Genomic DNA, 21399 nt, shown 5'->3' with positions numbered 1-21399 from the left:
GAAATTCGGATGCAGCTTTCCCCAAAGCTGTTGACTCGTTATTAAATTCAAGGAGGGCTAAAATAAATGGCAAATATTAAATCAGCAAAAAAGAGAATTAAAGTTACTATGGTTAAAACAGCTAGAAATACAATGATTAAATCTGCTTTAAAAACTACAATAAAGAAATTTGAAACAGCTATCGCTTCAGGAAATGTTGAAGAAGCTAAAGTTACATATGCAAGTGTAGTTAAAGCATTAGATATGTCTGTAACAAAAGGAATACTTCACATTAATAAAGCAGCAAGAAGAAAATCAAGATTAGCTATAAAATTAAATGCTTTAACAGCATAAAAAATAACCGGTGACATGCACCGGTTATTTTTTTTATCACATCATAGTTTTTATCATAAACATTTCAATATTTATTTTAGAGTCGGTAGAAGAACTTTTCAAGGTTTTTTCTGTTTTAACGCATAGTTCAATATTTCTCTTTAGCCTATTTAATGTAAACTTTGTACTCTGTGAAATCATTTTTTCACAAATATATGGATGAAGCTTAAGTTCATTTGCTAAATTATCTTTTGTTTTACCACCTTCAATACCTAATTTAAGATGGAATAATATATTGAATTGTCTTCCTATCATATATAAAATAAATGGAATTTTCTCTCCTTTGTATATTAGCTCATTTAAAATATCTAAAGCCCTTTTAGTGTTTTTCTGTGACAAATAATCCACTAAATTAAAAATATCATTTTCACTCTTTTGAGGCATCATTGCCAAAATATCACCCTTGGTAATTTCTCGCCCCTTTGCAAACGAAACTAACTTTTCTATTTCGTTTAATATGATATCCATATTATTATCTACACTACTACAAAATAAAGTAAGTTCTGATTTTCCTATTTTTGCGCTTGCTGCTGAAAATAAATCCCTGCACTTTTTCTGAAGAACCTCTCCCTTTAATTTATCAACCTTTATAACACATACCTTTTTATCTAACTTTTTAATTTTATTACTTGGTTTTTCTCTGTCACTTGAAAATACATAATATATAATTAAAACACAATGGGGTGATGGGTTTTTTAAATAGTCATTTAACAATGTAAAATTATTATTTTTTAAATCTCCTGAGTTTTTACTGACACTATCCTCTAAGAATGAAGCTCTATATACTACCACTACCTTTTTATTACTCATAAAAGGCATGGTTTCACAAGCATCAATAATTAACTCAAAATCAGTTTTACTCCCATCGAATTTCGAATAATTCAAATCTATAAATTCACTATCTAATACCTTATCAGTTATAAACTTAACATGGTTTTTTATTAATTTCTCATCAACTCCGCAAAATATATAACAATTTTCTAATCCATTTTTCGTAATGTTTTTCTCTAAATCTGTAAAATTAATCAAGTTATTTCCTCCAGCCCCTACAAATATTTAAAAAAATTTAAATAAAAGGATAAAAATAGTACACAGTGGAACATACTTGAATTGCTTATATCCACTTTTAATTCCAAGATAACATAAATATAGTCCAAATACAACTAAACTCTCTATATCTGAAAAGTTAATTAATTCTGGCAATAGTGCCACTAGTGCTTTCTGAATGGATTCTATAATTATTAACACAGTAAATAGCCCGTAATTTATTAAATTAAATATTCCACGAGTCCAGCTAAATACCAGTCCCATATTCCCCAGCACCACAACCATGGTATAAAATGGCAACAAAAATAAATTGCTAAAAATAAAACCTACGCTAAACGTCTTAAGTGCAAAAGCTGCATAAGGCATAGAAAATATTTGAGAACTTAGGCTTAAACTAAAGGGTTTATTTAAAGAAGATGGGAGTTTATATAATATTTTCTCTACACTCTTATTATATAATATAATTCCAAGAACACAAAGAAATGAAAGCATAAATCCTATATCAAGAATATAAAAGGGTCTAATTATTAATAGTATAATTGCAGCTAGACTAAGGGCAGATAGACTATCATATTTTCTATAAATTTTACTTGAGATTTTCAGTATGAAAATCATTATAAAAGCTCTTATTGTTGAGGCTTTTCCCCCTGTGAATATCACATACAAAAATGAGAATACTAGTGCAATCTTATAACCAACAATAATTTCTAGTGCACTATATACTATAGACATATGTAATCCTGATACGCTAATAACATGACTGATCCCTAATTTTTTAAAATCATCCTTTTGTGTTTTTTCTATATATCCACTGTCTCCAAAACATACCGCCATAACTATAGCTGCTTTTTCATTACCAAGGATTCCAGAAAACTCATCATATAAATTCATTCTAAAACTTTCAACTACTGATATTAAATCCTCATTACAAATTTCATAACTTTTTACTGTATATGTTCCAACGATACCTCTTTCATATACTGCATCTTTTTTAAAATTACCAGTAATCCAAACACTTCTTCCTTTTATTAATTTATAAGTATTACCCTCTAGTAGTATCTTTTTATCATTATACTTTGCATAGCAATAATAACTACTCTTGTCTGAAATTCTAACTTTCAACTTTTGATGATGGGGTAAATTAACATTAAAATAAGCATAATAATTTACAGCCCCAATAATAAAAAAGCAAACTACTAAATAAAAAAATTTATTATCTATAGTAAAATACATTATACCTAAAAAAGATGCAGCAAATACTGCACCTAAAATAGGATTATTGATTAAGATTAAAACAGCAATACATCCCATAAATATTGTTATTGCATAATAAACTAAGGGTCTAGTCATAATAAATTATTCTACTTGAAAGTTTATTTTTTTAAATAGAACATATTAATTTGTTCCAAATATGTTATCAAGCATTTTAACCCTCCACAATTTCATTTTATCCAATAAATATCTATAGTAATCAATCTATCCCTACTTGTTTATCATTTTTATATATCCCCTAGATGCCTCTTTTCCGCCAGAATATAACCCAGATGCACTCATTCCCATTATTAATCCTGTAATGATTGCATTTTTAATATCTCCATTGTTTTCAAATACAAGTCCAGCAATAACTCCAAGAATTAAAGATGCTAAAGGGGCAAAATTTTTAGGTAACCCTGCTTTTTTAATAACGTCAACTAAAATTGTTATTATGGGTATAAGGGCGATGCCTTTATAATCATAATCCATAGTAAACCTCCAATCAAATAATTATATTAGTATAATTATATGTTTGAAAATTTTATTTATTATATAACTCTTGTATTAAACAGGAGACTTCAGCAAACCTCGCTAAAGTCTCCATATTTCAATCAAACAATTCAAAATAATTATTTATATACTAATATTAAGACCCATTATTAAAGTTTTAACAGAAAGGTTTTAACAATCTCTAGGGCATTTTCTATGACATTTTCTCCTGTTGTTTATAATAATAGTATTGCAACAACCGTTGTTATTATTAGAATCATTACAACAGCCATCATTGTTATCAACTAGTAGTAATAATATTATCCACCAAAAATACATTCATATTCCCCCTCTTTTAAGGCAATATTTTTTAATAAGGCATCTTCGCAAAAAAATGTATTTATTTTTGTGAAACACCCACTGCTTCTTTTGTTAGTACATAATATTATGTATCCCATGAAATAGTTCCACTAATTTATTACAGCTATACCACTTCTACTTTCCCATCAGGATATATATACATTCCTTGCCCATGTCTTTCATCATTTTGCCACAGACCTATATATTTTTCTCCAGAAGCCCAAGTATGGATTCCCTCTCCGTGTCTTAACCCATCCACTAAATCACCTACATATGTATCTCCCTCTGGCCATATACAAATACCTTGACCAGATTTCTCACCATTATCAAAAAAACCTATGTACTTTTCACCATCTGGCCAAGTATATATTCCATACCCATGTTTTTCATCATTTTCCCACTCACCTATATACTTTTCTCCGCAGGCCCAAGTAAGAGTCCCTTGACCATGCATCTTGCCATTATTCCAAAGTCCTATAAATTTACTGCCATCACTATAAATAAAAGTTCCTTCACCATGTTTTAAACCATCTTTTCTTTGCCCTTCATACTTTCCACCATGAATGTGTGTTGTATTTTCAACTTTAATACTATGCATTTTAATTTTATTTAAATTAGCTGTATTCAGCTTTATACTTTTCACGTAATAATCTCTCCTTCTAATATGTAGTATTTATATTAAATTTCCCTTATAGCAAATATAATATACCATAATTTTGTAGATTACGGTGAATTTTTTGCAAAATAAAAACCTATAGGAACTAAATCCTACAGGTATTTTTTATTAGATTAAATTATCTTTGAAATCCTCTATTGTTTTGTTGTTTTTTAGCTCTTCTACAATCAGGACATCTTTGAGGTTCATTTTCGAATCCTTTTTCTTTGTAAAATTCTTGCTCTCCCTCAGTGAATACAAATTCTTGTGAACAATCTTTACATACAATAGTTTTATCTGCCATTTTAAACATTTCTCCTTTTTAATTATATTAAGATTTAAGAGCTGATTTACTTTATATGCCTAAAAAGGTAATGTTTTAATCATATTAAATCTTGTTGTTGCTGATTTTGCAATCTCAACTTCTTAATAATAGCATACATATTTCCAATGTGCAATACTTTTTTATTTTTTTTGAAATATTGTTTTTTATTTACTACTTCTAGATATTGTTAAATTAATGGTCTCTTTAACACGATCTATTGCTTGTAGTTTGCTATGTCCTTTATGTTTAATCTCTTCTCCTTCTTTTCTTGCTACAGCCCTAAATGGATATTCTTTCTCACTGTTTTCTATAACTTCAATTACGTAGCCTCTATATTCTTCCATATTCCACCTCTTATTATTTATTTAAAATTTTGTTCATAATTATATACTTTACATATATCATTTAAAACTAAACTGTAATTTTATTTTACTTTTCATATAATTTTCCTTTTTTTGTCCTCCCTTTCTTATAACGTCATTATAACACATTTAGAATAATTTGAATATTCTTTTATTGAATTTAGTGTTAATCTTCTTTTCTATGTTTCTTTTTTACTATTTTAAGCCTAAAGAAATCTTCTCTTTCTTTTTCCTCTAAAACTTCTGTAACATACTTCACTATTCCCTCATATTTAGGAATTTGTATATTTTGAAGTGCATTGGCTCTCTTTTGAGTCTTCTTAACTTCCATAGCTAATCTATACACGGCATTTTCTACTTCTGCCAGCTCGTATGTTAAATATTTAACTCCATTAAATTCTTTCATTGCTTCATCGATGGAAGCACTACTTCTATAAAACCCATATTTCGGCTCTATATCTTTTTTTTCGAAAATAATTTTAGGGACTTCTACCCCCATAACACTTCTAAATAAAACTTCATAGTCTTTAGCCTCTTCTACCGCCATAGCTATGTCCTCTATATTTATTATTCCTGTGTTTATATTTGCATATTCTAAAGCTTTGTACGCCTTTGAAAAAACTATATTTACTTGATTTTGAAGTTCTCGCGCCTTATCAACGTAAGACATCATTTCTCTTATAAGCACATTTCTTTTTTTATCCAATAACTCAAAGCCTTTTCTAGAAAAATCCAAGGAACTTTTAGCAGCCATTAACGTAGATTTAGTAGGTGCAAAATTCTCCATATTACTCTACCACTTTTTTATAATATTTATCTAGAATCTCTGGTGAAACTCTATCTAATTCATTTTTAGGTAGTATTCCAAGAATTTCCCATGCTAAATCTAAAGTTTCTGACATATCCCTATTTTCATCATAATCTTGCTTTAAAAATTTTTCTTCAAACGCTCTACCAAAATCCATATATATTTTATCTATTTCCGACAGTTCATCTTCTCCTATAACTTGAGAGAGAGCCATTACGTCCTGTACCCTAGAGTAAGCTGCAAATATTTGATTTGACGCATCTGCATGATCCTCTCTAGTAAATCCGGCGCCAATACCATCTTTCATAAGTCTAGAAAGCGATGGTAGGATATTCACTGGTGGATATATGTCTCTATGCTGAAGACCTCTACTTAAAACAATTTGCCCCTCTGTTATAAACCCCGTAAGATCTGGTACAGGATGCGTTATATCATCATTAGGCATACTTAATATAGGTATTTGTGTTATGCTACCTTCTTTTCCCTTCATCATCCCAGCTCGTTCATAAAGCGACGCTAAATCCGAATATAAATATCCCGGATAGCCCTTTCTACTTGGCACTTCTTCTTTTAAGGATGAAAGTTCTCGAAGCGCTTCACAATAATTAGTCATATCAGTAAGTATTACAAGCACATGCATATTTTCTTCAAAGGCTAAATATTCTGCAACGGTTAAAGCACATCTTGGAGTTATTATTCTCTCTACTATAGGATCCTCTGCTAAATTTATAAACATAACCACCTTTTCAAGCACTCCTGCTTCTTCAAAACTTTTCTTGAAAAAGTTTGCATCATCATACTTTATACCCATAGCTGCAAACACAATACAAAAATTATCATCCGCATCACCGGAGATTTTTGCTTGCCTTACAATTTGTGCTGCTAGCTCATTATGAGCAATACCATTTCCAGAAAATATAGGAAGCTTTTGTCCTCTAATTAATGTAGCAAGGCAATCAATAGATGAAATTCCTGTTTGTATATAATCCCTAGGGTATCTTCTAGCTACAGGGTTCATAGGTCTTCCATTTACATCGTATTTTATAGAAGAATAAACCTCTCCCCCGTTATCCTTTGCTTCACCTATTCCGTTAAATTCCCTACCTAATATATCCTTAGTAACCGCTATTTTAAATGATTCACCTTTAAAATGAACTGAAGTATTATCCACTGACATGCCAGTTGTTGTTTCAAAAACTTGGATTATGGCCTTATCTTTATGAATTTGAACAACCTTTCCTTTTTTCTTATACTTTCCATCAACCAATATATCAACGATTTCATCATAGGCTACATTTTCCACGTTAGAAAGTATAATTAAAGGTCCTTGGATCTTATTTAACATTAAATATTCTTTTTTCATATTGGACCTCCTCACAAGTATATACCCAGCTTATTTATATTTTTTTATAAGTTCATCAAAATAATTCACCAATTCCTGCTCTATATCATCTATTAGCGAAAGCTTATCATTTGGCACATTATATTTCATTTTATAAAGTTTTTCCATTAACTCCTTATCAATTATAACAGAAATAGGTATTCCTACTTTTACAGCTCTTCTACCATTATCATATAAGGATTCTATAACTTTAAGCATCTTATACTGTTTATCTAAGGGTGCAAAAGCATCCACAGCATTATAAGCATTTTGCTGTAAGAATGCTATTTTTAGGCACTTGGCTACCTCTATAATAAGTCTTTGATCATCAGGTAGTACATCCTCGCCTACAAGCTTAACTATTTCAAGAAGTTTATCTTCTTCATATAAAAGCTTAAGCATCTTTGCCCTTAACTGCATTATATCCTCAGCCACGTTTTCCTCATACCAATCCTTCAAAAGTGATAAGTATCCGCTATAACTAGATAACCAGTTTATAGCTGGATAGTGTCTTGCATAAGCTAACTTTTTATCAAGTCCTAAAAATACAGATACGAACCTTTTAGTATTTTGAGTAACAGGTTCTGAGAAATCACCCCCTGCAGGTGATACAGCCCCAATTACAGTAACAGAGCCTTCGCTTCCGTTTAAATTTTCAACATAACCCGCTCTTTCATAAAACTCTGCAATTCTTGAAGGAAGATATGCTGGATATCCTTCTTCAGCTGGCATTTCTTCAAGTCTTCCAGATATTTCACGTAGTGCCTCTGCCCATCTTGAAGTGGAGTCTGCCATTATAGCAACATGATATCCCATATCCCTAAAATATTCTGCTATAGTTATACCAGTATAAATACTTGCTTCTCTTGCAGCTACAGGCATATTTGACGTATTAGCTATAAGCACAGTCCTATTCATAAGAGGTAACTCCGTTTTAGGGTCTATAAGCTTTGGAAAGTCTTCTAAGACTTCTGTCATTTCATTTCCTCTTTCTCCACAGCCAATATAAACTATAATATCAGCATCAGACCACTTTGCAAGCTGATGTTGGGTTATAGTTTTCCCCGTGCCAAAACCTCCAGGAATAGCACAGGTACCTCCCTTAGCCAAAGGAAAGAAGGTATCTATTATTCTTTGCCCCGTAATGAGAGGTTTAAAAATAGTTTTTTTGTCTTTTACTGGTCTAGGATTTCTTACAGGCCAATATTGATAAAGCTTAAGTTCATGACTTGTTTCACCCTGTTTAAGCTGGGCTACTGTAGTTTCGATATTGTACTTTCCATTTTCTTTTACCTCTGTTACGGTTCCAAAGGACCCTTGTGGAACCATTAGCTTATGAACAATAGATTCAGTCTCCTGAACAGTTGCATATATATCTCCTTCTTTTAGCACAGTTCCAGGCTCAACTGTAATATCTACATCCCAAAGTTTTTCTTCATCTATAGACATAAGCCCTATTCCTTCCGGTATAAATCCATAGGATATCTCATTTATTTTCTCAAGTGGTCTCTGAATTCCATCGAATATGTTTCCAAGGATTCCAGGCCCAAGTTTAAGAGAAAGAGGACTACCAGTTGAAATTACAGGCTCACCTATCTTAAGTCCACTAGTTTCCTCATAAACCTGAATGGTTGCGTTATCTTCCTCTAGTATTATAATTTCGCCGATAAGCTTCCTCTCACCAACCATAACCATTCCTCTCATTTTAAAGCCCTTCATGTGCTCAGCTTTTATAACTGGACCGTTTACTCCTATTATATTTCCTTCCATGTGTTTTCCCTCCCTGATTCCTACGCCAGCATTTCCATGACTCTAACACCTATTAATTCTTTACTGTCCTGTAATTTAGACTCTATGCTATTATCTATTTTAAATTTTTCTTCAAAATCCTTTATAACTACTCCACCTATAAAATCCACATCTGAAACCAGAATTTCAACATTTAAATTGGGGTATTCACTGATTACCACCTGGATGTCACTGTTAAATTTTTCTTTATCCCTTTTAAGTACAACAATATAGTAGTTTCCACTATCTATTTCCTTTAATGTTTTTTGCAGCGTACTTATGAAATATAATTTATATTCCGGTAAACCTACAAATTGTATAAGCTTTTCACGTACATTTTCTAAAGTACTCTGAATAAGCTTATCTTTTAGAAATAAAATTTCTCTTTGCTTATTAAGCCTTTCTTTTGCCACTATTCCATTTGCTTTAATATTAGATTTTTTTGTAACTTCTATTTGGAGATTTCGTCTTAGTTCTTCTATCTTTTCTTTTTCTGCATCCAATTTTTTTTCAATTTCAGTATTTAAAGCCTCTAGCTTTTCATTTTTTTCATCATTTACCTTGTCATATATTATCTTAGAAAATAAACTTATCTTATCTTCAATGGTGGTCATAGCCTAACCTCCTGTAAATTCATATACTAAAGTATATTTATTATGATTATATTTTAAGCCCTATAGCCTCTTTAACATATCTTAGTATAGAGTCGCTACCCTTACGCCATCCATGCCTATCCGGAATTTCTACTATAAGAGGTCTTTCCTTTGACAACTTAATTTTATTTACTTCATCTGGAATTAAAAGAGCAATTTTCTCTGTTATTATTATTATCCCTATTTCTTCGTTATTTTTAAGTTGTTCAATCTTTTCTATTATTGCTTCTTTTTCATGGAGAACAATGCCTTCCATTCCTACCATCTTCATACCCACAAATGTATCCACATTATCACTTATTAAATAACTTCTCATAAATCCCTCCTGAAAATTATAATCTTTGAAGTATCATTATGGATATAACAAGTCCATATATAGCAATACCTTCCCCAAGACCAACAAATATAAGAGTTTTTCCAAGCAATTTAGGATCTTCAGATACAGCACCTACCGCAGAAGATCCAACTGCGCCTACTGCAACTCCTGCACCAATGGTTGCAAGTCCAGTAGAAAGACCTGCTGCTAAATATCCAAGACCAGCGGATGGGTTTGCTGCCACTGTTCCTGCAGCATTTGCTACGCTTGGAATATTAGTAATAAGTGCTACTGTCATTACTGGTATAAATGCACCTAGGTTTATTTTTAATGCTTTTTTGATTTTTTGTTTACCTAAAATATTGTTCTTACTTTGCTGAACAACTCCGTAAGTGATAGTCGCTATAACAACACAAAATGTTAACATTAATAATATAGTCATAATTATTATTCCTCCTTCTAATATCTAAATCATAAATAAGAACCCTTAATTTGTTAATATATATTACTTAAATTTAATTTTCACAGGTTCAAAATCAACTCCACTACCTTCATAGTACTTACTGAATAGTTCATAATATTCAAGTCTTAATCCTTGTATAAATACGATGAGCCCTTCAAGACATATAATTACTACATTTCCAATTATCATTATTAATATTGAAACAAATCCATTATTAGTCATGGAAGCCAAGGCAGAGAATGCCATGAAAAGTCCCACATGATTTAGCGCAAATGCTCCTACTCTAACAAATGAAAGTGTATTAGAAAATAAAGAGAGTATAGTTTCTACTACCTCAAAACTTGACTCTATAAAATATTCCTTTGCTCCTGCTTCGAATAATTCTTTTTTTCCTAAAATAATATTAGCTAACGGCTGTCTTAGTAATATCATAAGTAAAAAGAAAATAAAATATATTATCCATATACCAATTGGTAGTAGTGGCTTTTTATAAATTATAGATGCTATTAGTATTAAAGCTCCAATATAGAACATAAAACCAGCGAGTCCCTCTTTGCCAAAAAAACCACGTTCTATATCTTTTCGCCTTAGACTATTGGTAATACCCAGTATAAAACCTATAATAAGGAAACCAGTTCCAAATATTATGGCACCGATTAATACATCATTAATATTTTCCATCGGCCTAATTAGAAGGGCAGAAATTACGTGTTCAGATCCAAATACACTTCCATATAGAAACCCAAATATTATAGAACTTAGTCCCAGTCTTTGAGATATTCCGCCTATATTGCTCTTACCCATTTTAATGTTTATAAGGAAACCTGCTAAAAGTAATATTAACCCTTGCCCTACATCTCCAAACATAGCTCCAAACATTAGAATATATGTTATTGCCATAAACGTGGTTGGATCAATTTCATCATAGCTAGGAACACCATACATATAAACCATGGTTTCAAAAGGTTTGAACAATTTATTGTTTTTAAGCATTGTTGGTGGAGTTATAATTTTATTAGTTCTTTGGTTAGGTTCTTTTTTAATAATTAATATTCTATCATTAAAACCAAGCAATAACTTGTCAATTCTTTCCATGAAACTTTTAGGTATCCACCCTGAAAGATAAAAAAATTCGTTTGTGCAAGCTGCTGTCTTTTTTATTGCCTCAGATTTTCTCTCTAGCTCATAACTATTTTCTAGATTCACTATAGTTTCATAATTATCGTTTAGAAAATTTTGAATTTCTTTTTCAATTTCAACTGTAGCATTTTTCACATTATTTATTTCACCCTGCACAACTACTGTAACTTCCTTCGGAATCCCTTTATAATGAGTAGGCATGAAAATCTCTTCACAATTTGCAGATTTAAAAATTCTTTCAGTTTCTGCTATTAAGAGTATTGGAGTAAATGCTATGAACATAACAAAGTATTTTCCCTTGTTCACAGTTTCAATTACTGAAGGGATATTTTCATAATTTGCTTTTAGCTTAAGCATATTTTGCTCAGGGACTTTGTATAAGCCCACTTTAAAATTCTTCATAGTGATAATTTCTTCAATGGGAATAGATACACTCTTTAAGAATTCTAGTGCATCATAAGTATTCTTAAGATCTTGCTTTTTTTGTTTTAGTTCCTCAAATTTTGTATTTAAAATCATGTATTTGTCATATACTTCGGATAATTCACTCTCTACCATATCAAAATCAAAAATCATCTCTTTGCTATATTCCTTATTTATGACATAATTCTTTTGAATCTCCGAAAGTTTCTCGATTTGTTTTAAACTTATATTATAATCTTTATCATATAAGTATGGTCTTATATAGTTTACATCCATTAAAGCTTCTATATTATCCACGGAAGTTTTAAGTACAAAGTCTGATGAATTTATTTCTTGCAACGCACTTACTGGCTGCATACAGCCCTCTATTGCTAACATTTTAGTTAATTTATCAAAATCTTCAATTGCTCCAACTAAATTAACCATATGCATTTTTTCTATAGCCACAAAAATCACCTCCTATGTTCTTTTGTAGTAAAATTTATAACGTGACAGATATATAATTAATACCTTCATTCATATCAATGTCATACCTTTTTTGCTCTATTATAGATATAATATCTCTGGTTTCGATTCTATAGAACATAAGAAAACTCATAACCATGCTAATATTAGTTTTATTTTGTGTAAGAAATTTTTTAAAGTATTTTTTTTCAAATTCCCTACGTCGCTTTTCTATAACATTAGGATCATCTTTCTCATATATGGATGCATAAGGTGTTTTTTCTATTATGGTATGAAACTCTTCCATATTATTTATATAACAAAGATTTCTAAGGTTCTCTTTTGAAAGCTTAAAACTATTAAATAAAATATAATTGAATAATTCCTCTGGAGGTATTTTGTAAAAAGTCTTCCCTCTATATATCCATCCTAAATTTAAAAGATCTGCTTCTACTCCTATAATATCACTGACCACTTCTTTATTTTCAGCATCTAAATGCTTTAATACCCGCCGTATAGATGAAAAATAAACAAAGTCAAGCTCTGTTTCAATCTTAAACAGTCCTTTTTCACTTGTGACATCCGCTAAATTTCTTAAGTGCTTATAATATATACTGCCTTTTAGCCCATCTATTACATCCTCTACAGTCTTAAGTGTTAATAGCGAATCATAATTTATTGTATTTAATGGACTTCTTGCAATTAGCTTACTTTCAATTTCGCCTCCACTACGGCCTAAATATTTACCTCTAATAATTACCTTTAAATCTTCTATTTCCCATCTTAGAAATAATGCTTTTATGAGTTTCCTATATTCACCATTAAAATAGTTTATGAATTTACTATAAATACTTATAAAGTGCCTATCTAAAACGATCTCTAGATTCTCTCTATGAATGTTCTCTGAGTTGTATCCTTCATATAGTTTGCCATAACTTGTTTCTTCTATTATTACTTTAACAGTGCTTTTAAAGTCTTTACAATTTAGTAGTTTTAAATACTGATCAGTGCTAAGCATCTTTCCCATCATAGACTTCACTTTAGTATTTACAGCACCAAACTTACCAACACTTCCCATATATTTTCACCTCTATATCGACTTTATTATTTTATTAAATACTTCATCTATAAGTTCTAGTTTATTACTTTGATATTTTGTATTAATATTATTTAATCCTTCTTCTTTCTCTTTTTTTATGTTTTCAGCTTTATGCTCCGCTTCTAACAATTTTTCATTTGCTATATCATTCTTAATGTTTTTAGATTCTTCTTGAAATGAAGCTTTTATATCCACTATTGTAGTTTTGAGTTCGTCTTGCTTTTCTTTTAGCAATTTGTACGTTCCTTTTCTATAGTTTTCAGCATCCTTATCTATACTCATTATTTTGTTCATTGCAAATTCCAAAGCCTCGCCTCCAATATTTATAAATTTAAAATCCATATATAGATCCATATTATCCTATAGTTATCAATAATAACTATCTTTTCATTATAGGCTTTTAAAATATATTTCGCAATAGCTAACTCTAACTGCTTATATCTCTTATTTATGCCTAATATATCAACTTTTAATAATAATTTTCCTTTTTATTATTTAAGAGGTATAGTATAATGATGTACTAATAATAAATGAAATTTCAAGGAGGTCATTATGAAGGATGATATAAAAGAAATTGAAGCTAACACATTAAGTTATCTATATGAAAATAGAGCTTCATCCCCACAAAGCGTGGCAAAAATAAAATTAGGAATTGATTTAGGCAAGGGTAAAGGTGATATTAGATTATTTAAAGCTTCTCTAAGTTCTCTAATTTTAAAGAATTTTATAAAGAAACAAGAAGACAGAGGAAATTATAAAATTGTACAAAATGGAATAGATTTTATTGAAGATGCTCCAAAAGAAGATTAGATGCTAATTTATTAAGATTTAAATCAATGTTTATGGGGGTGGTTACGCATGATTAAAATCTTAAAATTTATTGTTGCAATCACAAATGAATTACACGACTTACTAATAGCTATTTTCCCAAGCTTTGGAATGCAATCAAATGATAAAGTGCTTCATTTTATTGTAATTGGCATAGTTGGTATGTTTATTTATATTATTGTTGATAAGTTATTTAAGATTATGTCAAAATATAATATTTCTATTTTATCCTTTATATATACATTTACTGTACTTTTAGTTATTGTTTTTGCTATTGAGATAATGCAGAAGATCACTAAAAGAGGCAATATGGAATTTTCAGATATTGTGGCAGGATTGTGGGGGTTTATAGCATTCTTTTTTGTTTACACTGTGTTATATAATTTAATTAACTATATTACAAAAAAGCACTAAAAGTGCCACCCACGTGGCACCAAAAAAAGCGGCCCAGAATACATAAAGATATGTATCTAGGCCGCAATATGTCATTTCAATTGGCGGGAATATGTGTGAATCGAACACACCCATCATGGTATTAGCACGACAACACAGTTTTGAAGACTGGCAGGCACACCAGCACCTATCTACTCCCAGTAGCAGTGTTAATTATAGCATATAACATTACTATATTCAACAACATTTTAACTTTCCTTATACAATATCCTATCATTTTCTACTCTTTTCGTCAATTTTATACCATCAAAATGTTCTAAAAGAGCTACTGAAAATTTTCTACTTGTATTGAAGGCGTCTCTAGCTGTTGATGCAGCTATGCTACCATTTTCCACAATGTAATTATACACTATTTGTTTTGAGTTTTCATAGTGCTCTTTTGTAAAAATACAATCCTCAGCTATTTTTATTAACTCTCCATTATCCATAAGCGAATCAAACACCATTTTAAAATTCTTTTTGTCCTTTTCATTTACTGCTAAGTCATTATACTTAGGGGTATTGTAACACCCTTCATGATAAGCCTTCATAATTGTATTCCTCAATTTTTCTTGCTCACTTGTATAGTGTATCCTAAAATCATATAATGATACATTCTTTTCATAAACTTTTATAACATTTCTATTTTGCATAAGGATTAATATTTCGTCATAGGTTTTTTGCTTAATATTTTTTCCGAAAATCTTGTTTTTAATTTCCTCTTTTGGCATTCCAACCTTAAGTGAATTTTCATTATGATATACTATTAAAATCTTTTCTATTTCCTCTATCTTTTGTTTAATAAACTCTGTATGTATATATATTGTCTTGTCTAATGCTGTTAACTTTATTATTCTGTTATCTTCTACCAGCGTTTGCAATTTATCTTCTATATCTTGTTCATTTTTACCTAGCGCTTTTAAAATCATGTTAACATCTGGGTAGTCTCCACTTAGTTTTCTTAGAGTATTTTCTAAAATGTTTTCAGTTTCCCCACTTTCTTTTACCACAAGATCTTCAATATACTTTTCATTAAACCTTTTAGCCTTGTCCGCGAAAGGCTCAATTATAGTTCCACCAGCTATGGTGTACATGGGCGAGTAACTTCTAAGGACATATTTATCATTTCTTTGAGCATTTATTGGCTTTTCTAGTCTCAATTGCACATAAGCATTTTCTCCCGGAGCTATCTCTTCTCTGTCTAGTATAATTACTCTACAAATAATTTCATCTGTTCCATGGTATAATCTAACTCTCTGCCTATTAACTAGTGGTTTTCCTGCACTTTTTAGATAATAAAGGGCGCAATCTATTGAATAAGAGGGTTCCATTATGTTTAACACAGACACTACATTACCGCGGCTTATTTCACTTAGTTTTATATTTGCTAAGTTTATAGCACATCTTTGACCTGCTTCTCCAACCCCGCAAGGTTTATCATGAATATGAATGCCACGAACCTTTGTAACTACTTTTGATGGATATATTTCTACAGTATCTCCTACATTTACTCTTCCACTTATTATTGTTCCAGTTACTACTGTTCCAAATCCACTTACAGAAAACGCTCTATCCACAGGCAACCTAAAATGACCCTGCGTATCTTTAGCCTCAACTTCTTCTGTAATTTTGTCTATATTATAAATAAGCCCTTCAAATCCCATTTTAGTTTTTGAGGATACTGCATGAATAGGTGCGTCTTGTAAAAATGTACCTTTAAACTCACCCTCGATATCACAAGTGATCATATCAATCCATTCCTGGTCCACAAGATCCGCTTTTGTAAGCACTATTATTCCTTTTTTTACATTTAATAATTGTAGTATTTCAAAATGCTCTCTAGTTTGAGGCATAATCCCTTCATCTGCTGCTATTACAAGGAGCACTACATCTATACTACTTATTCCTGCTAGCATGTTCTTAATAAATTTTTCATGACCTGGAACATCAATAATTCCAGCTCTTCTTCCGGAAGGTAAATCAAAATATGTAAATCCTATATTTATAGAAATTCCTCTATCTTTTTCCTCTTTTAAAGTATCCGTTTCTCTACCCGTTAAGGCTTTAATTAAAGTTGTCTTTCCATGATCTATATGCCCTGCCGTACCTATAATAATATGTTTCATATAATAACAACTCCCTTTTCTTACATTTCATTGAAAGCTTCAGTAATAATTTCATAATCCTCTTGGAATAGTGTCCTAAGATCCATAAGCACTTCATTATTATTAATTCTTACAATTATAGCTACTTTGTTCATTCTTAATCTTTCTTCTATTTGCTGTGCTGTAAAAATGTCACTTTTCACTTTAATAACGTATGTTTCCATTTTCTCAGTGGGCATGGAGCCTCCACCCACCATTGAGTAATCAACATCTATAATAAAAGTGAATTTGGACCTTTTATTTTGGAGCTTTCTCTTTAGTCTTTGTGCTCTTTTCTTAAGCTCTGCACTTGGACACAAAAGCATGGTTAGTGTTGGTATGTTTTTAATAGCTTCTGCTTCATCTAAATAATTCCCAAGCGTCCCCTCTAAAGCTGCCAAAGTCATTTTATCTATTCTAAGAGCTCTAGTTAACTGGTTTTTCTTCATTTTATCAATATATTTCTGTTTGCCCACTATAATTCCAGCTTGGGGGCCACCTAGCATCTTGTCTCCACTAAATGTTACTACATCTATGCCTTTTCTTATACTTTCTTGCACTGTGGGTTCATATTGGAGTCCATATTTAGCGTAATCTATTAGGACTCCACTTCCTATGTCTTCAACTACTGGTATAGACTTTTCATTACCAAGCACTACTAGCTCTTCTATAGATACCTCCTGGGTAAATCCCATAATTTTAAAATTAGAAGTATGTATTTTTAACATTACTCCTGTATTTTCAGTAACATTATCCGCGTAGTCATATAAATGAGTTCTATTAGTGGTACCAACTTCTACTAATTTAGCTCCACTAAATTTCATAACCTCAGGAACTCTAAAAGACCCACCAATTTCCACTAATTGCCCTCTAGACACTATAGCTTCCTTTCCCCTGCAGAGCGTATCTAACACAAGCATTACCGCCGCTGCATTGTTATTTACCACCATTGCAGCCTCTGCTCCAGTTATTTTTATTAGAATGTCTTCTATATGTGAATATCTAGACCCTCTTTTACCTTTTTCTATATCATATTCAAGATTGTTATAATTTCCAGAAACATTAATTACCTGTTCTATTGCATTCTTTGATAAAAGAGATCTTCCCAAATTTGTATGAATTACAATTCCAGTAGCATTTATAACTTTTTTAAGTTTTGGGCTGCTTTTTTTATTTAGTAATTTAATTGAGGAAGTTATTATCTGCTGCTTTGTTAATAATTCTATTTCATCTTTTAGGATTGCATTTCTATAAACTTCTATAGTTTCTCTTAAAGAATCTAATACAAGAACTCGACTATTACCGCTGAGTATCTTTTTTATTGATTCTTCTTGAAGTAATTCATCTATCTTAGGTAAACTTCTTAAAAGTTCTGTATTCATAGTAATTAACCTCCCTGCATTTATTTTGTTAGTTAGATTACAATTATATACTTATCTTCTAGTGGTATTACCTCTCCAATGATTTTTGATTCTAAATCCAATTTATTTAACTTGATCATAATCTTTTCTGCTTCTTCACTTTTGCAAGATACTAAAAGCCCGCCTGAAGTTTGAGGATCAAATAAAATATCTTCAAACCATTCGGGTACATTCCTAAACTCATATTTTCCTTCTAAGTATGCCCTGTTATTATAACTGCCTTCAGGAACCAGACCTATCTTTGCATATTCTTTAGCCTCTTTTATATATGGTATTTGGTCTTTAAATAATTTAAGGCTTACCTTCGACCCACTAGCCATTTCATAGCAGTGTCCCATTATCCCAAAACCTGTTATATCCGTACAAGCACTAATCTGGTGCTGCAAAATGATTTCTCCAGCATATTTATTTAGTGTGCTCATAACTTTAACCGCAATATCATAAGCTTCTTTAGAAACCATTTCAGCTTTAATTGCTGTACTAATTATACCAGTACCCAAGGGTTTTGTTAAAATCAATACTTCTCCTACATTACAGCCATGATTTTTTAATACCTTATCTGGATGCACTATTCCCATAACGGATAGACCATATTTAGGTTCATCATCCTGTACAGAATGCCCACCTATTACCATTGCTCCAGCTTCTATTACTTTATCTGCGCCACCTTTTAAAATTTCTCCAAGTATATCTATCTTTAAACAATTAGGAAAGCACACTATATTTAGTGCTAAGGTTGGCTTACCTCCCATAGCATACACATCACTTAATGAATTTGCTGCTGCTATTTGGCCAAAGGTATAAGGATCATCTACCACTGGTGTAAAAAAGTCTAAGGTTTGAATAACTGCTATTTCATCACTTAATTTATATACCGCTGCATCATCAGAAGTTTCAATTCCAACAATTAAATTTTCATTTGCCATTTTAGGTAATTTATCTAATATCTTTGCTAAGGCACCCGGCCCTATTTTAGCTGCTCAGCCAGATGTTTTTGAAAGCTCTGTAAGTCTCTTTTCCATATTGCCGCCTCCTCATATTTTTATTAAATAATTATAATAATTTGTTGTTACTAAATCTTCATAATAATTTTATACCATTAGTTACTTTATGTCTACCTTATCTCTAAACTTAAGTAAAGTCTTTTCCCCAATGCCTCCTACTTTTATTAACTCATCTATGGATTTAAATCCTCCATTTTCTTCTCTATATTTAATTATAGCATCAGCTTTAACATCCCCTATGCCCGGTAGAGTGTTTAATTGATCTTTTTCCGCAGTATTAATATTAATAATGTCTTTTTCCTCTGGTGAACTTGAAACGGTAGCACTCTGCGTACTACCTTTAAAGTTTTCACTCTGAACTTCCTCTCCCTTTTTATAAATAACAACACAGTCCTCATCATTTAGTTTTGTAGAGAGATTAGTTGCATCAAGTTCTGCGTCAATAGTAGCTCCTCCTGCTAAGTTTATAAGATCATTTACTCTACTTCCTTTTTTTATTTCGTAGACCCCAGGAACTTTTACAGCACCCTTTATATCCACCTTAATATTAATATCTTCTACCATAGATGATTCAGTCACTAAAGCTCCCGTAGATTCTTTCTTTACTAAATCCTTCTTTACTGTACTTTTATCAGTTTCTACAAATATATCCTCATAATCTTTAGCAGTAACATTTTCTTTTGGACTTGACATTGTATATCCAACTATTATAAAAACAATGCTTATGCACAAAATTACTATTGAACCAATTATTTTTTCTTTATTTTTCATAGTTCCTCCTCTTTAGCCTAAGTTGCATTTTGCTTTAATTTACCTTATATATAAAATTATTGACAACTTTTCATAAATACTGTCGCTAAGAAAAGTTTTTTTTGCTATAATATAAATATCAATGACTGGAGGTAATCTATGAGGAAATTAAATACAATTATACTTTTGTCGATTTTTATACTCTTTAACATAGCTCCAATAGCTAAAGCACAAGAAAACCCGAAAACGGTATCAGCTGATAGTGTTGTTTTAATGGATGCAGCTACGGGTAAAATACTTTATGAGAAAAATAAGGATTCTGCATACCCTCCGGCCTCCACAACTAAGATAATGACTATACTTCTAACTTTAGAAAAAACGAAATTAGATGATATAGTAACAGTAAGTAAAAATGCATCATTAGCTGACGGTTCAAAAATATATTTACGCGAAGGTGAAAAACTTCCCGTAAAAGAATTGTTATACGGACTAACATTAGCCTCCGCTAATGACTGTGCCATAGCCTTAGCCGAACATATAAGTGGTTCAGTAGAAGAATTTGCAAAGCTTATGAATGAAAGAGCAAAATCCCTAGGCTGCACTAGTACTAATTTTGTAAATCCAAATGGGCTATATGATGTTAATCATAAAACTTCAGCCTACGATTTAACTCTAATTATGCAGGAGCTTACTAAGCATGATACTTACAAGGAAATAGCGATGACTTCTTCTTATCTAATGGCGCCCACAAATAAGTGCAAGGATAAACGTCCTCTTTGGAATGGTAATCGACTAATACAGAAGGGTGACCCTTACTATTATGAAGATTGCGTAGGTGGCAAAACGGGCTATACTGTTCAATCAAAACATTCTTATATCGCAGTAGCTACTAGAAATGGTCAAAAACTTATAGTTGCTCTTGTACATGACTCCAAAAAGACTTTTTTCAAAGACAGTAGAGACTTACTGGATTATGGATTTGATAATTTTGTGCTTTTTAAATATTTTAATAAAGGTGATGCAGTTTCAAATTTAACCTTAAAAGATGGTACTGTACTTCCTCTTCTGGCTTCGGAGGATTTGTATATTGTCAAAGCTAAAGATTCAACTCCACCTCCAGTTGTAAAAATTGATGGAACGAATTCGGATAAATTATCTATTAAGAAAGGTGATGTAGTAAGTAAATCTACAATCGCTTTTGGTAAGGATTCTTATAGTTTAGACTTGTCTAGCGGCATAGATTATGCTAAAAAATCATCACTTACCAATATGTTTTCAAAGAATAATTCAAAAAAATCACCTCTTTTAGCCAACATAATAAAATATGTTCTAGTTGCCTTAGTTTTATTCATAATTTTTATGAGAATAAGAAGAGCAAGAAGAAGACGAAGAAGGAAATCTGATAGTTATATAAACAACTTTAGTGATAGAAGATAATATT

The 21399-nt window shown here is 31.1% G+C and carries 24 protein-coding genes and 1 tRNA gene; 4 read left to right on the top strand and 21 right to left on the bottom strand.

Annotated features, from left to right (window positions below; all coding sequences use genetic code 11):
• Positions 1–66: 66 nt before the first annotated feature.
• Positions 67–333, top strand: coding sequence for a 30S ribosomal protein S20 (rpsT, locus tag ACREWB_RS08985; protein ID WP_431547115.1), 267 nt, complete (start codon positions 67–69; stop codon positions 331–333).
• A 36-nt stretch (positions 334–369) separates the two neighbouring features.
• Here rpsT and holA read toward each other — a convergent pair whose 3' ends face one another.
• From holA to ACREWB_RS08905, 16 genes are all read right to left on the bottom strand, one after another.
• On the bottom strand, positions 370–1401 hold the full coding sequence (gene holA / locus ACREWB_RS08980; protein WP_431547114.1) for a DNA polymerase III subunit delta: 1032 nt from the start codon (positions 1399–1401) through the stop codon (positions 370–372).
• Between the two features lie 27 nt (positions 1402–1428).
• A complete protein-coding gene (locus ACREWB_RS08975) occupies positions 1429–2769 on the bottom strand; it encodes a ComEC/Rec2 family competence protein (protein WP_431547113.1) in 1341 nt (446 codons plus the stop codon).
• 132 nt (positions 2770–2901) lie between these two features.
• Positions 2902–3162: a hypothetical protein gene (locus ACREWB_RS08970; RefSeq protein ID WP_431547112.1), complete on the bottom strand. Its 261-nt coding sequence runs from the start codon at positions 3160–3162 to the stop codon at positions 2902–2904.
• A gap of 192 nt (positions 3163–3354) precedes the next feature.
• Positions 3355–3501, bottom strand: coding sequence for a hypothetical protein (locus ACREWB_RS08965; RefSeq protein ID WP_431547111.1), 147 nt, complete (start codon positions 3499–3501; stop codon positions 3355–3357).
• A 145-nt stretch (positions 3502–3646) separates the two neighbouring features.
• The gene (locus ACREWB_RS08960; RefSeq protein ID WP_431547110.1) at positions 3647–4165 is read right to left on the bottom strand and encodes an MORN repeat-containing protein; all 519 of its coding nucleotides are present in this window, start codon (positions 4163–4165) and stop codon (positions 3647–3649) included.
• A 151-nt stretch (positions 4166–4316) separates the two neighbouring features.
• The gene (locus tag ACREWB_RS08955; RefSeq protein ID WP_165413721.1) at positions 4317–4481 is read right to left on the bottom strand and encodes a zinc-ribbon domain-containing protein; all 165 of its coding nucleotides are present in this window, start codon (positions 4479–4481) and stop codon (positions 4317–4319) included.
• A 185-nt stretch (positions 4482–4666) separates the two neighbouring features.
• A complete protein-coding gene (locus ACREWB_RS08950; protein ID WP_431547109.1) occupies positions 4667–4846 on the bottom strand; it encodes a hypothetical protein in 180 nt (59 codons plus the stop codon).
• A 184-nt stretch (positions 4847–5030) separates the two neighbouring features.
• Positions 5031–5651, bottom strand: a complete 621-nt coding sequence (locus ACREWB_RS08945) for a V-type ATP synthase subunit D (RefSeq protein ID WP_431547108.1) — start codon at positions 5649–5651, stop codon at positions 5031–5033.
• A 1-nt stretch (position 5652) separates the two neighbouring features.
• On the bottom strand, positions 5653–7035 hold the full coding sequence (locus ACREWB_RS08940) for a V-type ATP synthase subunit B (protein ID WP_431547107.1): 1383 nt from the start codon (positions 7033–7035) through the stop codon (positions 5653–5655).
• Positions 7036–7065: 30 nt separating this feature from the next.
• Positions 7066–8823 (bottom strand): V-type ATP synthase subunit A, encoded by a 1758-nt coding sequence (locus tag ACREWB_RS08935; RefSeq protein ID WP_431547106.1) that lies wholly within the window; start codon positions 8821–8823, stop codon positions 7066–7068.
• Between the two features lie 20 nt (positions 8824–8843).
• Entirely contained in the window at positions 8844–9455 is a 612-nt protein-coding gene (locus ACREWB_RS08930; RefSeq protein ID WP_431547105.1) for a V-type ATP synthase subunit E, read from the bottom strand.
• A gap of 46 nt (positions 9456–9501) precedes the next feature.
• A complete protein-coding gene (locus ACREWB_RS08925; protein WP_431547104.1) occupies positions 9502–9810 on the bottom strand; it encodes a V-type ATP synthase subunit F in 309 nt (102 codons plus the stop codon).
• Between the two features lie 16 nt (positions 9811–9826).
• Positions 9827–10252: an ATP synthase subunit C gene (locus ACREWB_RS08920; protein WP_431547103.1), complete on the bottom strand. Its 426-nt coding sequence runs from the start codon at positions 10250–10252 to the stop codon at positions 9827–9829.
• Positions 10253–10315: 63 nt separating this feature from the next.
• Positions 10316–12283 (bottom strand): V-type ATP synthase subunit I, encoded by a 1968-nt coding sequence (locus ACREWB_RS08915; protein ID WP_431547102.1) that lies wholly within the window; start codon positions 12281–12283, stop codon positions 10316–10318.
• 34 nt (positions 12284–12317) lie between these two features.
• On the bottom strand, positions 12318–13358 hold the full coding sequence (locus ACREWB_RS08910; protein WP_431547101.1) for a V-type ATPase subunit: 1041 nt from the start codon (positions 13356–13358) through the stop codon (positions 12318–12320).
• 12 nt (positions 13359–13370) lie between these two features.
• Positions 13371–13685 carry a hypothetical protein gene (locus ACREWB_RS08905; protein WP_431547100.1) on the bottom strand — a complete coding sequence of 105 codons (315 nt, stop codon included), beginning with the start codon at positions 13683–13685 and terminating at the stop codon, positions 13371–13373.
• Between the two features lie 246 nt (positions 13686–13931).
• On the opposite strand from ACREWB_RS08905, the gene ACREWB_RS08900 reads away from it, so the two are divergent.
• Together ACREWB_RS08900 and ACREWB_RS08895 are read left to right on the top strand one after the other, a co-directional pair.
• On the top strand, positions 13932–14189 hold the full coding sequence (locus ACREWB_RS08900) for a hypothetical protein (RefSeq protein WP_431547099.1): 258 nt from the start codon (positions 13932–13934) through the stop codon (positions 14187–14189).
• 48 nt (positions 14190–14237) lie between these two features.
• Complete coding sequence (locus ACREWB_RS08895; RefSeq protein ID WP_431547098.1) at positions 14238–14621, top strand: hypothetical protein; 384 nt, start codon at positions 14238–14240, stop codon at positions 14619–14621.
• A gap of 81 nt (positions 14622–14702) precedes the next feature.
• On the opposite strand, the gene ACREWB_RS08890 is transcribed toward ACREWB_RS08895, so the two are convergent.
• The 5 genes from ACREWB_RS08890 to ACREWB_RS08870 all read right to left on the bottom strand — a co-directional run bounded on the left by ACREWB_RS08890 (position 14703) and on the right by ACREWB_RS08870 (position 19979).
• A tRNA-Sec gene (locus tag ACREWB_RS08890) sits at positions 14703–14799 on the bottom strand.
• A 49-nt stretch (positions 14800–14848) separates the two neighbouring features.
• Entirely contained in the window at positions 14849–16765 is a 1917-nt protein-coding gene (gene selB, locus ACREWB_RS08885; RefSeq protein ID WP_431547097.1) for a selenocysteine-specific translation elongation factor, read from the bottom strand.
• A gap of 20 nt (positions 16766–16785) precedes the next feature.
• Positions 16786–18165 carry an L-seryl-tRNA(Sec) selenium transferase gene (gene selA, locus ACREWB_RS08880; RefSeq protein ID WP_431547096.1) on the bottom strand — a complete coding sequence of 460 codons (1380 nt, stop codon included), beginning with the start codon at positions 18163–18165 and terminating at the stop codon, positions 16786–16788.
• A gap of 32 nt (positions 18166–18197) precedes the next feature.
• Positions 18198–19226, bottom strand: a complete 1029-nt coding sequence (gene selD, locus ACREWB_RS08875) for a selenide, water dikinase SelD (protein WP_431547095.1) — start codon at positions 19224–19226, stop codon at positions 18198–18200.
• Between the two features lie 81 nt (positions 19227–19307).
• The gene (locus tag ACREWB_RS08870; RefSeq protein ID WP_431547094.1) at positions 19308–19979 is read right to left on the bottom strand and encodes a helix-hairpin-helix domain-containing protein; all 672 of its coding nucleotides are present in this window, start codon (positions 19977–19979) and stop codon (positions 19308–19310) included.
• A 138-nt stretch (positions 19980–20117) separates the two neighbouring features.
• On the opposite strand from ACREWB_RS08870, the gene ACREWB_RS08865 reads away from it, so the two are divergent.
• A complete protein-coding gene (locus tag ACREWB_RS08865) occupies positions 20118–21395 on the top strand; it encodes a serine hydrolase (protein ID WP_431547093.1) in 1278 nt (425 codons plus the stop codon).
• The last annotated feature ends 4 nt before the right edge of the window (positions 21396–21399 follow it).

It is taken from the genome of Clostridium sp. (assembly GCF_050717635.1).
Lineage (GTDB): Bacteria > Bacillota > Clostridia > Clostridiales > Clostridiaceae > Clostridium_AD.
Note: the sequence above shows the minus strand (reverse complement) of the source record. Positions and strands in the feature narration are given on the sequence as shown.

Coding starts and splice junctions, on each gene's coding strand:
- rpsT (WP_431547115.1), top strand. CDS start 67: ATGGCAAATATTAAATCAGCAAAAAAGAGAATTAAAGTTACTATGGTT.
- ACREWB_RS08975 (WP_431547113.1), bottom strand. CDS start 2,769: ATGACTAGACCCTTAGTTTATTATGCAATAACAATATTTATGGGATGT.
- ACREWB_RS08970 (WP_431547112.1), bottom strand. CDS start 3,162: ATGGATTATGATTATAAAGGCATCGCCCTTATACCCATAATAACAATT.
- ACREWB_RS08965 (WP_431547111.1), bottom strand. CDS start 3,501: ATGTATTTTTGGTGGATAATATTATTACTACTAGTTGATAACAATGAT.
- ACREWB_RS08955 (WP_165413721.1), bottom strand. CDS start 4,481: ATGGCAGATAAAACTATTGTATGTAAAGATTGTTCACAAGAATTTGTA.
- ACREWB_RS08950 (WP_431547109.1), bottom strand. CDS start 4,846: ATGGAAGAATATAGAGGCTACGTAATTGAAGTTATAGAAAACAGTGAG.
- ACREWB_RS08945 (WP_431547108.1), bottom strand. CDS start 5,651: ATGGAGAATTTTGCACCTACTAAATCTACGTTAATGGCTGCTAAAAGT.
- ACREWB_RS08940 (WP_431547107.1), bottom strand. CDS start 7,035: ATGAAAAAAGAATATTTAATGTTAAATAAGATCCAAGGACCTTTAATT.
- ACREWB_RS08935 (WP_431547106.1), bottom strand. CDS start 8,823: ATGGAAGGAAATATAATAGGAGTAAACGGTCCAGTTATAAAAGCTGAG.
- ACREWB_RS08930 (WP_431547105.1), bottom strand. CDS start 9,455: ATGACCACCATTGAAGATAAGATAAGTTTATTTTCTAAGATAATATAT.
- ACREWB_RS08925 (WP_431547104.1), bottom strand. CDS start 9,810: ATGAGAAGTTATTTAATAAGTGATAATGTGGATACATTTGTGGGTATG.
- ACREWB_RS08920 (WP_431547103.1), bottom strand. CDS start 10,252: ATGACTATATTATTAATGTTAACATTTTGTGTTGTTATAGCGACTATC.
- ACREWB_RS08910 (WP_431547101.1), bottom strand. CDS start 13,358: ATGGGAAGTGTTGGTAAGTTTGGTGCTGTAAATACTAAAGTGAAGTCT.
- ACREWB_RS08900 (WP_431547099.1), top strand. CDS start 13,932: ATGAAGGATGATATAAAAGAAATTGAAGCTAACACATTAAGTTATCTA.
- ACREWB_RS08895 (WP_431547098.1), top strand. CDS start 14,238: ATGATTAAAATCTTAAAATTTATTGTTGCAATCACAAATGAATTACAC.
- selB (WP_431547097.1), bottom strand. CDS start 16,765: ATGAAACATATTATTATAGGTACGGCAGGGCATATAGATCATGGAAAG.
- selA (WP_431547096.1), bottom strand. CDS start 18,165: ATGAATACAGAACTTTTAAGAAGTTTACCTAAGATAGATGAATTACTT.
- ACREWB_RS08870 (WP_431547094.1), bottom strand. CDS start 19,979: ATGAAAAATAAAGAAAAAATAATTGGTTCAATAGTAATTTTGTGCATA.
- ACREWB_RS08865 (WP_431547093.1), top strand. CDS start 20,118: ATGAGGAAATTAAATACAATTATACTTTTGTCGATTTTTATACTCTTT.